The organism is Streptomyces noursei ATCC 11455, assembly GCF_001704275.1.
Lineage (GTDB): Bacteria > Actinomycetota > Actinomycetes > Streptomycetales > Streptomycetaceae > Streptomyces > Streptomyces noursei.
In genome coordinates this window covers 9077005-9090237 of the sequence record NZ_CP011533.1, presented here as the reverse complement: position 1 = coordinate 9090237, position 13233 = coordinate 9077005, and the positions used below count along the sequence as shown (strand labels likewise).

General features: G+C 68.5%; 14 protein-coding genes. 7 read left to right on the top strand and 7 right to left on the bottom strand.

Going from position 1 to position 13233, the window contains the following annotated elements:
* Window position 1 precedes the first annotated feature (1 nt).
* The 4 genes from SNOUR_RS46665 (at window position 2) to SNOUR_RS39050 (ending at window position 4847) form a co-directional block, all read left to right on the top strand.
* Window positions 2-733 (top strand): FAD-dependent oxidoreductase, encoded by a 732-nt coding sequence (locus SNOUR_RS46665; RefSeq protein ID WP_159426015.1) that lies wholly within the window; start codon window positions 2-4, stop codon window positions 731-733.
* Between the two features lie 441 nt (window positions 734-1174).
* A complete protein-coding gene (locus tag SNOUR_RS39060) occupies window positions 1175-2098 on the top strand; it encodes a hypothetical protein (protein ID WP_079143180.1) in 924 nt (307 codons plus the stop codon).
* 428 nt (window positions 2099-2526) lie between these two features.
* Window positions 2527-3078, top strand: coding sequence for a CHAP domain-containing protein (locus SNOUR_RS39055; RefSeq protein WP_159426014.1), 552 nt, complete (start codon window positions 2527-2529; stop codon window positions 3076-3078).
* 542 nt (window positions 3079-3620) lie between these two features.
* Entirely contained in the window at window positions 3621-4847 is a 1227-nt protein-coding gene (locus SNOUR_RS39050; RefSeq protein ID WP_067356758.1) for a L,D-transpeptidase, read from the top strand.
* 34 nt (window positions 4848-4881) lie between these two features.
* Here the strand turns inward: SNOUR_RS39050 and SNOUR_RS39045 are convergent, their stop codons facing one another.
* The 5 genes from SNOUR_RS39045 to SNOUR_RS39020 form a co-directional block, all read right to left on the bottom strand.
* Window positions 4882-5208, bottom strand: a complete 327-nt coding sequence (locus tag SNOUR_RS39045; protein ID WP_067356755.1) for a DUF1048 domain-containing protein — start codon at window positions 5206-5208, stop codon at window positions 4882-4884.
* Between the two features lies 1 nt (window position 5209).
* Entirely contained in the window at window positions 5210-5566 is a 357-nt protein-coding gene (locus tag SNOUR_RS39040) for a DUF1048 domain-containing protein (protein ID WP_067356753.1), read from the bottom strand.
* Complete coding sequence (locus SNOUR_RS39035; RefSeq protein ID WP_067356751.1) at window positions 5563-5889, bottom strand: PadR family transcriptional regulator; 327 nt, start codon at window positions 5887-5889, stop codon at window positions 5563-5565. Before SNOUR_RS39035 ends, SNOUR_RS39040 begins: the two co-directional genes overlap by 4 nt.
* Window positions 5890-6736: 847 nt before the next feature.
* Window positions 6737-7522 (bottom strand): hypothetical protein, encoded by a 786-nt coding sequence (locus SNOUR_RS39025; RefSeq protein ID WP_067356745.1) that lies wholly within the window; start codon window positions 7520-7522, stop codon window positions 6737-6739.
* Between the two features lie 198 nt (window positions 7523-7720).
* Window positions 7721-8392, bottom strand: coding sequence for a TetR/AcrR family transcriptional regulator (locus SNOUR_RS39020; protein ID WP_067356742.1), 672 nt, complete (start codon window positions 8390-8392; stop codon window positions 7721-7723).
* 94 nt (window positions 8393-8486) lie between these two features.
* Between SNOUR_RS39020 and SNOUR_RS39015 the strand changes: the two genes are divergently transcribed.
* Both SNOUR_RS39015 and SNOUR_RS39010 read left to right on the top strand, forming a co-directional pair.
* On the top strand, window positions 8487-9911 hold the full coding sequence (locus SNOUR_RS39015; protein ID WP_067356739.1) for an amidase: 1425 nt from the start codon (window positions 8487-8489) through the stop codon (window positions 9909-9911).
* 273 nt (window positions 9912-10184) lie between these two features.
* The gene (locus SNOUR_RS39010; protein WP_067359156.1) at window positions 10185-10931 is read left to right on the top strand and encodes an SOS response-associated peptidase; all 747 of its coding nucleotides are present in this window, start codon (window positions 10185-10187) and stop codon (window positions 10929-10931) included.
* 386 nt (window positions 10932-11317) lie between these two features.
* Here SNOUR_RS39010 and SNOUR_RS46660 read toward each other — a convergent pair whose 3' ends face one another.
* Both SNOUR_RS46660 and SNOUR_RS39005 read right to left on the bottom strand, forming a co-directional pair.
* Window positions 11318-11662: a hypothetical protein gene (locus SNOUR_RS46660; protein WP_159426013.1), complete on the bottom strand. Its 345-nt coding sequence runs from the start codon at window positions 11660-11662 to the stop codon at window positions 11318-11320.
* A 67-nt stretch (window positions 11663-11729) separates the two neighbouring features.
* The gene (locus SNOUR_RS39005; RefSeq protein WP_067356736.1) at window positions 11730-12368 is read right to left on the bottom strand and encodes a TetR/AcrR family transcriptional regulator; all 639 of its coding nucleotides are present in this window, start codon (window positions 12366-12368) and stop codon (window positions 11730-11732) included.
* 36 nt (window positions 12369-12404) lie between these two features.
* Between SNOUR_RS39005 and SNOUR_RS39000 the strand changes: the two genes are divergently transcribed.
* Complete coding sequence (locus tag SNOUR_RS39000) at window positions 12405-13205, top strand: alpha/beta fold hydrolase (RefSeq protein WP_067356733.1); 801 nt, start codon at window positions 12405-12407, stop codon at window positions 13203-13205.
* Window positions 13206-13233 lie beyond the last annotated feature (28 nt).

Sequence of the window (13233 nt, the reverse complement as noted above, 5' to 3'; positions counted from 1 at the left end):
CATGGTCCGGCTCATGACGCTCCGACCGTACCGGCCACGACGACGGGCCCTGGTGGTCGGAGCAGGCATCGCCGGCCTGCTCACCGCACGCGTGCTGGCCGATTCGTTCGCCGAGGTGGAGGTTCTCGAACAGGACCTGCTCCCGACGACGCCCGTCCAGCGTCCCGGCGTAGCGCAAGGTCACCACGTACACGGACTGACCGCGCGCGGGGCGGAAGTGATGGAGCGTCTGTTTCCTGGCCTGGACGGCCAGTTGGCCGCGGCGGGCGCCCCTGGAGGGGACTTCGGGCAGATCGTCGCCTTTCGCTTCCCCGACTGCTGGTCGCCGCGCGTCCCCACCGGAATCCCGCTGCGGACCTTCAGCCGCCCCCTGCTGGAAACGCACCTCAGGCACCGGCTGACGGCGCTCGACCGTATCCGCATCCGCGACGGTATACGCGTGACCGGCGTGACCGGGAGCCCCACTCACGTGACGGGCGTGCGCGTACGCATCCGCACAGCGGCCACCACCGTCACCCCCGACGGCCCCACCGTCCCCCCTGACGGCAGCTTCAGAAGCTGCTCTCCGGCACGGCGTAGCGAAAGGGAGACGTCCCATTGCCGGCCCCCGCCGGTTCGCCACCGATGCGCATCTCCGAGAAGCACGTCGGTCGACGGATCGGCCAAGGCCCGTCGAAGCCGCCCGCATCCGGCCCGAACCCGATCGATCGATCGATCGATCGATCAAGGGTGACCAGCCTCGAAACGCAACGTGACCGACGGCAGAGAGCGGCGACGATGGATGGCCGCCGCGACAGCAGGTGGTTGCGTCTGGTCCCATCGTCGATAATGCCTCGACGCTGCATGAACGTCGAGGATCGCAAGTCAGCTCGAAGACGCAACTTCCCTATCAGAATCCGCCATTTCATTAACTTGCGGGAACCCTGTGCTGCAGCATCGACATCCTCACCCGTAGAGATGCACACCGGTGCGTCCGGCACGAAGTGGGGGCAATATGACACGTAAGGCGCAACGGTCCGTGAGAGTGCGGAAGGCGACCGCCGGCCCCACGGCGGCGGTGGTCGGCGGACTGGCCCTGCTGATCGGGGCGGCGGCTCCTGGACAGGCGACCACCGCGGCGGCGGCTGCGGGGGCACGGTCCGCACCGAGCTGCGGTGCCGCTGCAACGGCGCCCATGACTGCGGCAACGCGGCTGAACGCCGCATCGAGGGCGGAAACAGCCCCAGGCACGGGCCTCACCGACACCCCGGCCCCGGCCGTCACGGGAACTGCGGCCCAGCAGCTCGCCTACAGCCTCGCTCCGGAGGCGCCGATCGGCCTCTGGGCGTCCTCGAACCTCACCCTGCGCACCCCGGTCTCCAAGGGCACGGTCCGTCTGGACGTCACCACGCAAGGCTTCATCGCGGCTTCGCTCCTGATGCAGCGTTATGACGAGAAGAGCCACCGCTGGGTCGATCTGGACGTCCAACCCACCGGCAGCGAACAGCCGGACAAGGGGGCGTTCTCGTTCCCCCTCTCGGTGACCGCGAGCCCCGACCGCCCCGCCACGGTGGCTCTCCGGGTCCAGGCCATCGACCGTCCCGGCCGTCTGGCCGTGACCGCCTCGGTCAACGACGGCCACGGCCATACCTACCGCGCCCCGACGCGTAACACCGTCGTCGACCGGCCCACCACCGCGGTCACGGGCTGGCCGCACGGCGCCAGCCTGGTGCGCGGCGGCGCGGCGAAGGAGTTCGAGCTCACGGTCAAGAACACCACCAAGCGGGCCTACCCGGCGCTCAACGCCGAGTACTTCGCCTACGGTCAGAGCGACGGCCGCGCCCTGGCCCCCAAGGACCTGGTGCTGCAGCAGTACGTGCCCGGCCAGGGGTGGCAGCGTGTGTCGTTGGTGCCCGGCGGCTGCGACCCGGGCATGGGCGCCGAGCTGATCCCGACCGCAAAGAAGCAGCTGGCACCCGGCGCCACCGCCGTGTACCGGATGCGTCTGGCCGTCGTGGGAGGCGCTCCCCTGGTCAACGTGGAGGCAGGTGTGTCGGTGGGTGCCGGCAACACGTCGTTCTCCTACCAGAACCTGCCGTTCACGATTCGCGCCAAGTAGCACCTGACGAGCGCCTCGCTCCCCACGGGGAGTCGAAGGGAAGAGAGGCCCGGCGCCTTCTCGCCTTCGACTCCCCGTCGGCGTGTGTGGCCGACGTCCGGTGCGCACCCACCAGCGTCCGGGGAAGCGCCGCAGCCGACGGAGCCCACTGGAACGCCAGCAAGCTGACCAACAACCCGCAGAATTCCGCTAGTTCGACCATCAGCAGCCCCCACTCTCTCATCTACCGCCCTCCCCTCCCCCGGTCTTTCACGACGATTCCATCGAGCCTTTCTACCGTCCTTCCTGACGTCTTCGCGGTGCGCAATGCCTGAGACGCGCGCTCTGCCATCGGGCTGCCTGGGCGGCAGCCGAGCAGTGGCGCCGGTTCACCGCGGATACGTGCCAATCCGGCTGAGACAGAGAGGCAAGTCATGACTTTCCGGAAGGTGCGGAACCCCATCGTCAGGGGCATGGTGGTTGCAGCCCTGGCAGTACCGTCCCTGATGCTGGCCGCAGGCCCGGCATCGGCCACGACCGACGACATCGTCACGGTCGCGAACGCGAATCTCGACCATCATGCCTGCGACGCGAACAGCACCGGCGCGCAGGGGTACAACTCCAGCTGCACCGGCGCGGGCGGCTCGCCGGAGAACTGGTGCGCCGACTTCGCGTCCTGGGTCTGGGCGCAGGCGGGCTTCAACGTCAACGGACTGACGCCGGCAGCCGGCAGCTTCGGGCAGTACGGTGCCGGACTGCACCCGGATCCCCATGTCGGTGACGCGGTCGTCTTCAACTACAACGGCAACGGATACGCCGATCACGTTGCCATCGTCACGGCGGTCAATCCCGACGGGTCCATCGAGAGCATAGGCGGCAACGAGGTCACCAACGACCCTGCGTCCTCCTCCGTCCACCACGACGGCCCATACAGCGGTGCGGTGGGCGACAGCTCGTACTGGAACATGTCGATCAGCGGCTACGTGTCTCCGACCAACTAGCCCCCCAACAACTCGTGACGGTTCGCCGGTTCGACCGGCGAACCGTTGCGGTTTGTGGCGCCGACTGACCGTCTCAGAACGACCGCGGTATGCGGCGTGGCCTGCACGACATCCGCAGCTCCGTGAGGTAGCGCTTGGTGACCCGCTCTCCGTACCGCGTGTCGATCAGTGCGGCGATGCATCCCAGCAGCCCTTCCCTCGCCTTATGAGGCAGCGCTCGGTGGCCCGACTAGGTCCGCAGCACCTCCAGAACAGCTCCGACGGGTACCCGGCCCACCGCACCCTCCTGATCTTCCGGTCAGCGTTCCACCGCGGTCGCAAGAGTGGGTGGCACGGTTTCAGAGCGAAGGAGCCGGTGGCCGGGGTGCTGGCCCCGAGTCGTAAGAGATCGGTTTAGAAGCACTCCCTACCGTTGGCCACAGACATCGCATAGCCAGCCCTGGCCGCCTCCCTTCCCGCCCTGTATGGAGCTGCTCGTGACACCCTCCGACAACCCCGCGCGTGCTCGGTTGCGTACGCTGCGCCCTCGGCTGCCTCTGCCGATGGGGCAGCCGCAGCCTGGTGCACCGCTCCGCGCCCGGCAGAAGCGCGGCCTCCTCACCACCTCGGCGCTGATCGCAATGGGCGCGATGGCCTTGTCCGGGTGCGGCGGGAGCGGCGGGGCGGGCGGCGACGAAGGAGCCAAGGACGCGTCCGGCATCAAGATCGAGGTCTCGGCGCGGGACGGTGCCGTCGACACCGGTCTCAACACCGGTGTCAGGGTCAGCGGCGGCAAGCTGACCGACGTGCGGCTGGTCCAGGTGGACAACGGCGCCATGGTCAAGGGAGCGATAGCCGCCGACGGCACCTCCTGGAAGCCGTCGGCCCAGCTGGCGCGCGGCACCAAGTACAAGCTGGTCGCCGACGCCAAGGACGACGAAGGTCGGACGGCCACCGAGAACGCCACGTTCACCACGGTCTCCCCCCAGCACAGCTTCACCGCCTCCTACACCCCCGACGACGGCAGGACCGTCGGCGTCGGCATGCCGGTGTCCTTCACCTTCGACAAGTCGATCGCCGACAGGAAGAACGTCCAGTCCCACATCACGGTGACCTCCAGCAGCGGCCAGCAGGTCGTCGGGCACTGGTTCGGCGCTCAGCGCCTGGACTTCCGTCCCCAGGAGTACTGGAAGACCGGCTCCAAGGTCACGATGAAGATCGACCTGGATGGTGTGAAGGGCGGAGGCAACCTCACCGGCGTGCAGTCCAAGACGGTGACCTTCACCATCGGCCGGTCCCAAGTCTCCACCGTCGACATGCACACCCAGACCATGACGGTGGTTCGGGACGGCAAGACGATCAAGTCCGTGCCGATCTCCGGTGGCAGCCCGAAGAACCCGACCTACAACGGTCAGATGGTGATCTCGGAGAAGCTCGTGCGGACCCGGATGGACGGCTCGACCGTCGGCTTCAGTAACCCCGGGGACTCCTACGACATTCCGGATGTGCCGCACGCGATGCGGCTGTCGGCCTCGGGCACCTTCCTCCACGGCAACTACTGGGGAAACCCTTCGGTCTTCGGTCGTACCGGCACCAGCCACGGTTGCGTCGGCTTGCGGGACGACAAGGGCGGCGGGGGTGAGACCCCGGGCAAGTGGTTCTTCGACCAGTCACTCGTCGGCGACGTTGTCGTCGTCAAGAACTCGCCCGAGCAGACCGTCAAACCGGACAACGGCCTCAACGGATGGAACCTGTCCTGGTCCGACTGGCAGGCCGGCAGCGCACTGTGACCGGCGTCCACCCCCTGTGTTCCGCAGATCGGTCCTACCGCTCGACCGTGCCGGGTTTCCGGCTGATGGACTCCTGATAGATGTCCGCGTAGGTGCGCGAGTCCTTGACCAGGCCGTCGCAGAAGGCAGCGACATCATTGCCGATGAGTTCCAGGACCCCCTTTCCGGCCGCGACGCCCTCCTCGAAGAAATCGACAATCCCTGACAGCAGGGTCCCGTCCGGCAAGTCGATCGGTCCGACCTTGAAGAAGTACTTCTGCATCTCCTTGTAGGCGATTTGATAGTCCGGCGGGAGCGCCTTGACCCGCGCCATGTGCGCTCGCCACTGCTTCTTTCCCTCAAGGATGTCCTGGATGCCCATGTCAGCCTCCTAGCTGGCCCAATTTCCTTGCGACGTTCCGGTTCAACTGCTCGCGCCACCGGTCGCGATAGCTCCGAGCGCCTTCTCCGCCGGCCAGCGCCGCGCAGAAGCCCTGGACGTCGTCGCCCAGCACCTCTTGAATGCTCTGCCCATCCGCCGCTGTTTCTTCGAGCAGCCCCAGGGCACCGTCGAGAATCGGCATCAGGTTGCGACCGGTGAAGTCCGAGTAGGGCGAGAGGTGGACCTTGATCTGTTCCCACGCCGCCCGGTGGTCGGCCGGCAACGCCTCGGCCCGGGCCTCGAACGCCTTCCATTCCCTGGTGAGGTCGCTGCCGGTAATGGTCTCCCAGAAATTCATCTCCCGCCCTCCTTGAGCTTGTCGATTCGTGATGAGAGGTACTCCCACTTCGCCCAGAACTTCACGAGTTCTTCGCGCCCCGCATCGTTGAGTGCATAGAACTTGCGCGGCGGCCCCACCCCGGATGGTCGTTTCGTCACCTGTACGAGCCCGTTCTTCTCCAGCCGCAGCAAGATGGTGTAGACCGTCCCCTCGACGACGTCGGCGAAGCCGAGTTCGTTCAGTCGACGTGTGATGGCGTACCCATAGGTCTCCTCGCTGTCGATGATGTGAAGCACGCAGCCCTCAAGCGTGCCCTTCAACATCTCCGTCAGGTCGTCCATGGCGGGCCTCCTCTTCGAACCTCCCAGTACTGCGCAGCACCGAGTACCACTATACGGTATCACGGAGTAGCCGGCCGAGCGGCGCAGGTGAGTTGAGATGCGGCATACTGCGAGTCGCCATGTGGAATCGGTCAGTGCGCCAACACGCCGGTACCAGTCGCCGCGCAGGGCATCACAGCGCGTCTCCGGCTCCGTCGGCGCGGGCGCCCAGGGGCGCGATCCGAGTCCGGCACCTGGGGCCTGACGGGCAGGGGGAGCAGCGATGCAGCCGGTGATCATCCTTTTGGCCATTGTGGTGGCACTGACCTTCATCAAAACGTCGTCGGCACTCGGGGCTTCCTCGCCCCGGAGCAGCTCACCGGCGCGCCGGTCACCTTCGCCACGGACCTGTACGCCTTCGGCATGGTGCTCTGCCACGCCGCCGGCGCCGTACCCGCGGTCGGTGAACCCCTCGAGGCCGCCCTCGGCCTGTTGCCGTCCCGCCTGTCCGACATCGTCACCCGCTGCCTCGATCACGATCCCGCGGGCCGTCCGAAGCCCGCTGAGGTCATCGCCCGGCTCGCCGACCACCACCACCCGTCCGGCGAGGACTGGCTGCCACCTCTCGTGCGCACGCTGATAGATCTGCACAAACAACCTACGGACGGAGGGAGTTGACAATCCATCAGGATAAGCCAGGGTCAGCCCGACCCGGGCTTCAACGTCATTGCTCGCCGGAGACGCAGGAGGGAAGACGAGGAGGTTTCTCCTCGCAGGGGAAGTCGAGCGCTCTCATCGATGTCCGTTCGGCGTCAGGTGCGGCCTACGCCATCGGCGACGCTGAAGGGCAATGCTCCGCTGCGGCGGGTCACTTCCGGCGGGGCGCGGTGACGTACCTGTACGCGGAGGAGCCGTAGCCGCCGAGGCTGAAGGTCATGACGGTGCCGTACCGGGCCCGCGCGGTCGCCACTGTCATGGGGGCCATCGAGTCCTCCGGGATGATCGAGCAACGCCGGTAGATCCCGCCGGAGCCGGCCGGCGGGCATGGGGCGGGCTCCTCGACGCGGTTCGGCAGCGGCGAATCCGGCCGGTCCCAGTCGATCCGGAGGCCCGGGGCTTCGAGGGTCGGCGCGGGCATCGGTCCGCCGTCCGGGGACCGGCTGCGATGACGGTGGTAGTCCAGCGCATAGGTCACGGTGCCGGCCGCATGCGGTGCGTCCCGCCCCTCGCCGTCCTGCGGCCCCCAGTTCGCGATCCCGGCGGCGCGGATCCGAGGCAGCACGTCGGTGATCTCCCCCCGGACACCGAAGTAGGCGACCGCTTCCATGTCACATGTGAGGGCATACGGAGACGGGTTGTTCTCGAAGATCGAGCCGTCGTAGGGCCTGGCGCAGCAGTCGGTGAAGCGTGTGAGTATGTGCTCCAGACCCTCGACGGCGGTAAGGTGCTCGATCAGGGCGCGCATCTTCCGCTCCTCCTCCGCCCTGCGGGACTGCGCTCCGGGCGACGTGGCCTGCGCCCGCAGCTTCCGCTTCGACGGCCGACGGGAACACACTGCCGTCAGCCCCACCAGCACGAACGCCAGCAGCAGTCCGCTCGCCTGAGCCGACCGACGGCGGACTCGGCGCCACCAGGCCACCACGGTCTCCTTCATCACAGGACCTCCGCCCCCACCTTTCGGGTCGGCAGGGCCAGACGCATGAGTACGCATACTCAGCTTTTCACCGCTGATGACGCTGACATCGCGGACATCCCTGTCACTGCCTGCTGCTGGTGGCTCCTCGCCGCGCCCCGGGCGGAACGCACCCGCCGCTACGAACGCCGAGGTCATCGCCCAGAGGGGACCCCGGTGCTAGACGGGATCTGACGGCGGGTTCTGGCCCTTGGCCTCCGGGGCCGGCTGCTGTGCGAGTGCGGTCCAGGAGCGCAGGAGCAGGTCGAAGGCGTCCACGACGACGTCACCCGGGATGCCGTCGGGGGTCAGCAGGCGCTGGATGAGCAGGCCGTCCTCCAGGGCGTGGACGATCAGGGCGAGGAACGCGGGGTCCGCGGGCGCTTGGATGCCGCGGGCGGCGAACGCCTGCTCCAGACCGGTGGCGTGGGCATCGCGGGCGAGCAGTTCGCGTTCCGCCAGCAGCGGACGCAGCTCGTCGTTCCGCAGGGCGTGCAGGACGAGTTCCATACGCAGGGCGAGCCATTGGGGCAGGTGCTCGGCGCGGTCGCGGTTCCAGGCCCGGAGCCTGTCGAGGGCGTCGGTGAGGGAGGGGGCGTCCTCGGTGAGAGCGCGTACTTCCTCGACTTCGTGGTGAGTGCGGTTGTGGAGCAGTTCGGCGACGAGGGCGTTCTTGTCCTCGAAGTTCCCGTAGAAGGCACCGCGGGTGTAGCCGGCGCGCTCGGCGATCTGCTCGACGGAGGTGCCGTTGACACCGCGTTCGGTGAACAGCTCGGCGGCGGCGGCCAGCAGGCGGCCGCGGGTCTGCTGCCGGCTCTCTTCACGGGTCAGGCGCTTGCGTTGGGGTGTCACGCAGGCATCCTACGACGCCCCCGAGGCCACGATATTCAGTTTCGTATCCAAATACAGATCTGTATCTTTGCTGCTCGAAACGAAGGGAGGCCCAATGGGGGCGAACGAACTGTGGTCGCTGGGGGCGTCGGAGCTGGCGCAGCTGGTGGCATCCGGAGAGGTGTCCGCGACGGAGGTCGTGACGGCACATCTGGAGCGGATCGCCACGGTGAACCCGCAGGTGAACGCGGTGAGCCGACTGCTGGCGGAAAGTGCCCGGCAGGCGGCGCAGGAGACCGACCGGCGACGGGCCGCCGGTGAGAAGCTGGGCCCGTTGGCCGGTGTGCCGTTCACGGTGAAGGAGAACATCCACGTCGCCGGATCGGCGACCACACACGGCGTGCCGTACTTCCGCGACTGGGTCGCGCAGGCTGACGCGCCCCCGGTGCGACGGCTGCGCGCGGCCGGGGCGATTCCGATCGGACGCACCAACATGCCCGACCTGGCGCTCGCGGGACTGCACACGGTCAGCCAACTGTTCGGGGACACCGTCAACCCGTGGGACCCGCAGCGCACTCCCGGCGGCACCAGCGGCGGCGACGCGGTCGCGGTGGCGACCGGCATGGCGACGCTGGGCCTGGGCAACGACTCCGGCGGGTCGGTGCGCAACCCGGCGACGTTCAACGGTGTCGCGGGGCTGAAGCCGAGCTACGGGCGGTTCCCGGCCGACCACCGGATGAGCGACCAGGAGCCGGTCCTGGGCCACCAACTCTTCCCCGTGGACGGGCCGTTGGCCCGGACGGTGGCGGACCTGCGGGCGGCCTACGAGGTGCTCGCGGGGACGGACCCGCAGGACCCGCGGGCCGTTCCTGCCCCGCTGTACGGGCCGCGGCCCGACGCACCGGTGCGGGTCGGCGTGGTGACCGACCCCGGCGGTCGGGGCGACGTCCACCCGGACGTGCGCGCGGCGATCGAGGCGGCGGCAGCAGCCCTGGAAGACGCCGGCCACCCCGTCGAGGAGGTGGAGGTGCCTCGGCTGCAGGACGCGCTCGACGGCTACGACACGCTGCTGCGGGCCGAGTTCTCCGTGGCCTGGCCCGTGCTCAGGCGGCTGCTCACCGACGACAGCGCCCGCCACATCGAGCTGGACGCCCAACGCCACCCGGCCGTCGGGCTGGAGGAATACCTCCGGCAAACCGGCGTGCGCCTCGGCGTCCAGCGCGCGTGGGCCCACCTCTTCGAGCGCTGCCCGGTGCTGATCGGGCCGGTGTCCACCCAGCCGGTTCCGGAGCCGGTGGTGCCTCGGACGCCGGAGGAGCGCGATGCGACCTTCGCGCCGATGCGGTTGGTGACCGCGTCGACGTATGTAGGGGTGCCGGCCGTGGCCGTACCCACCGGAGTCGCGTCCGGGCTGCCGCAGGGCGTCCAGATCATGGCAGGGATGTATCGCGAGGACCTCTGCCTGGACGCGGCTCAGCGGATCGAGGAGCGCCTCGGCGTCCTCACCCCGCTCGATCCGCGCGGACACCGAGTCCACTGAGGCGCCTCCTCGCCGGGCCACCCGGGTGGCCCGGCGGTGGCATGCCGTGCCGGGATGGCCCCCACGGCCGCGCAGCCCTTGCCGCGGCCAGAACGGGCTCTGCCTCAGGACAGGCGTCGCCCTGAACCCCACCACCACTCGTCCTCAGACCTTCCCACCGCACACGCCACGGCGAGCCCCCTCGCGAAACAGCGGCGCGGGGGGGAAGGGCGATATGGGTGTTGGTGGATGTCTGACCGCTGCCGGTCGCCAGGCCATGGCATCGTGGACGCCATGTGCGGTCGATTCGTAGCCACCCGCAGTCCTCAGGACCTGGTCGGTCTGTTCCAGGTCACCCAGTGGGATCCTTCGGACCTCGTCGCGCCGAGTTGGAACGTGGCACCGACCGACGACGTATGGACCGTGCTGGAACGCCTGGACCGCAGCACGGGAGCGGTGGAACGGCAGTTGCGTGCGCTGCGCTGGGGTCTGGTGCCGTCGTGGGCGAAGAGCCTGGGCGTGGGCGCGAAGATGATCAATGCGCGGGTGGAGACGGTGCACGAGAAGCCCGCCTACCGCCGGGCGTTCACCAAGCGACGTTGTCTGCTGCCCGCCGACGGCTTCTACGAGTGGCAGGCGCTCCCGGCCGGCGAGGGGGCAACGGCGAAGCCCCGGAAGCAGCCGTACTTCATCACCCCCGAGGACGGGCAGGTGATGGCACTGGCGGGCCTGTACGAGTTCTGGCGCGATCCCGCTGTGGCATCGGACGACGATCCGGCGGCGTGGCGGACCACCTGCACCATCATCACCACCGAGGCCACCGACGCAGCAGGCCGCATCCATCCCCGCATGCCGTTGGCGATCGCACCGGACCACTACGACGAGTGGCTGGACCCCGCACACCACGACAACGACGAACTCCTGGCGCTGCTGACCACACCCGCGCACGGAGACCTCGACGCGCGGGCCGTCAACACCGCGGTCAACAACGTCCGCAACAACGGCCCCCACCTGCTCGACCCTCCGCTCCCCCAGGGCTGACCAGGTCACGTCGTGCCGCCGCCGCACAGTCCGTGAAGGGCTCGTAGCGGAGCCGCGGCGATGTGACCGCGGCCCCGGTTCAGCTACTCGGAGTCGTCGTCGCCCCGCTCGGCACGGTGTGTGCCCGTGCCTTCCTTCTGCAGGTTGTCGTCCGGCTCGTCTTCCTGCATTCCGCTGTGGCGTCCAAAACTCATCGCACGATCCCCATGCGGCGCAGCGGATGGTCGACCGGCATCTCGTACTCGCCCTCACACCGCCTCATGACATTGCCGCAGCAGAGCCACCACACGCCGGCGGGCACATTCCCCGACGCCTGGTTGAGTTGCATCGGCTGCTCGCAGGTGGGACAGGCAGGAGTCATCATTACCCCCTCGGGTCTTGGTCGTTCAGGACGGCATGCGCGTTCTCGGATCGGGTATCGCATGGCGACGACCGCCCCTCGTCGCGGCCCGTTTCACCTTGCGCGGTTTTCGCTGGCCGCACACCGAACAGCGCCCCTCGACCACTCCGATGAGCTGCGCCTGCGCACCGTACTGAAACCGGTCACTCACCACACCGGTGCAGCCGTCGATGCCGCACGGCGCACAGCCCACCAGCTCGGCGAGCGGGGCGTGCCCGACCGCGACGCTCCGTTTGCAGTCCAGGCACGGCAACGGATAGAGGCCGTCGGGTGGGCTCTTGATGTAGGGCACAGCGTCCGCACTGCTGCACAAAGGGCAGATCCAGGCCATCCTCAACCTCCCCTCCAAGGCGCCCTCCAGTGCACAACGAGTAGGCCGACCCCGAGGTCACGGTGGTTCAGGAGGCCGGTGACGTGAGTTGTCGGCAGATCAGTTTGTGGGCGAGCCGTGCCGTTGCGAGCAGGCCCTCGCGAGCCGTGCCGAGGTTGGCCTGCACGGACAATCCGTGCACGACGGATTGGACGACCCCGGTCAGGGCCGCCGCGTCGACCCCGGCGGCCACCTCCTCGTCCAGCTCCGGCTCGCCGTCCCGGATCGCTCGCTCGACGCGTGCGAGGAGGGTCTGCTCGTTCCAGCCTTGCAGTTCGGCGTAGTAGGCGCTGGTGTCGAGGGTGCTCGTACGGTCGGTCATCGCGGCGCTGCTGAGAAGACAGCCTGGATGTACGTCACTTGACCGGGTGAACTCATGGACCGAGTCGATGAGGATGCGTTCGACGACGGTCCGGAGATCCCTCTCGGCGACCGCCTGCTGGTAGATCTCCCGGTAGCGCTCGGCGTAGGTCCGCACCGCCTCCTCGAACAGCCCGGCCTTGCTGCCGAAGGCGGCGTAGAGGCTGGAGGTGGAGAGTCCGAGGGCCTCGGTCAGGGCCCGGGTCGACGTCCCGGAGTAGCCGCGTCGCCAGAAGAGGCGGGCGGCTTCGAGGATCGCGCGGTCGCGGTCGAAGGCTCGTGGTCGTCCACGGGTTCGCTGGTGCACGATTGCATTGTAGAGCGTTTGCTCCATAATGCCTTTATGGAGCAAACGATTCAGAAGAAGCTGCCGGTCGGCGGCGGCAGTTGGGTCACGGTCGATGTGTACGGAGATCCGGATGTTCCGGGTCTCGTCGTCGTCCCGGGCGCGCTGAGCGACGCGCACGAGTGGCGTCGCGTCGCGACCGCCCTCGATGCCTGGCCGTCGGTGACGGTCGTCAACCGCCGGGGCCGGGCCCCCTCGGGGCCGTTGACCAGTGCCTATTCGCTACAGACGGAGGTCGACGACCTCGGCGTGATCCTCGACGAGCGCAAAGGCACGCAGACACTCTTCGGCTGGAGTTATGGCGGCTTGATCGCGTTACTGGCCGCCAACGGCCGTTCACTGCACCACGTGATCGCCTACGAGCCGGTGATGCGACCGTTCGGCAGTCATGCACTGCCGGATCTGAAGACCGCCGAGGAGACGGCGGACTGGGACGCCACCGTCGAGATCGTGAGCCGGCAGGTCGCCGGCCTCGATACGGCACATGTCGAGGCTCTGCGGGCCGACCGTCAAGGGTGGGCGGCCTTGCGGCACCTCAGCCGGCCGGTGCACGCCGAGACCGCCGCACTGAACGCGACGCCGCCACCGGATGAGCTGGCGCGACGGGCGGACCGTGTCGATCTGATCATCGGCCAGTGCAATCACGGCACGGCCCCCTACGGAACGTCGTTCGACGACGTGCGGCAGCGTGTCCCCCATGCCCGGGTCCACGTACTTGCCGGCCAGGGCCACATGGCCCACCTCCAGGCACCAACGGAGCTTGGCCATCTGCTCGACGGCCTCGCCCCCGCCCGATGAGCAATCGCGCCGACCACGTGCCGTCCTG

Coding starts and splice junctions, on each gene's coding strand:
- SNOUR_RS46665 (WP_159426015.1), top strand. CDS start 2: ATGGTCCGGCTCATGACGCTCCGACCGTACCGGCCACGACGACGGGCC.
- SNOUR_RS39015 (WP_067356739.1), top strand. CDS start 8,487: ATGGGGGCGAACGAACTGTGGTCGCTGGGGGCGTCGGAGCTGGCGCAG.
- SNOUR_RS39025 (WP_067356745.1), bottom strand. CDS start 7,522: ATGAAGGAGACCGTGGTGGCCTGGTGGCGCCGAGTCCGCCGTCGGTCG.
- SNOUR_RS39045 (WP_067356755.1), bottom strand. CDS start 5,208: ATGGGCATCCAGGACATCCTTGAGGGAAAGAAGCAGTGGCGAGCGCAC.
- SNOUR_RS39010 (WP_067359156.1), top strand. CDS start 10,185: ATGTGCGGTCGATTCGTAGCCACCCGCAGTCCTCAGGACCTGGTCGGT.
- SNOUR_RS39050 (WP_067356758.1), top strand. CDS start 3,621: ATGGGGCAGCCGCAGCCTGGTGCACCGCTCCGCGCCCGGCAGAAGCGC.
- SNOUR_RS39000 (WP_067356733.1), top strand. CDS start 12,405: ATGGAGCAAACGATTCAGAAGAAGCTGCCGGTCGGCGGCGGCAGTTGG.
- SNOUR_RS39060 (WP_079143180.1), top strand. CDS start 1,175: ATGACTGCGGCAACGCGGCTGAACGCCGCATCGAGGGCGGAAACAGCC.
- SNOUR_RS46660 (WP_159426013.1), bottom strand. CDS start 11,662: ATGGCCTGGATCTGCCCTTTGTGCAGCAGTGCGGACGCTGTGCCCTAC.
- SNOUR_RS39035 (WP_067356751.1), bottom strand. CDS start 5,889: ATGGACGACCTGACGGAGATGTTGAAGGGCACGCTTGAGGGCTGCGTG.
- SNOUR_RS39040 (WP_067356753.1), bottom strand. CDS start 5,566: ATGAATTTCTGGGAGACCATTACCGGCAGCGACCTCACCAGGGAATGG.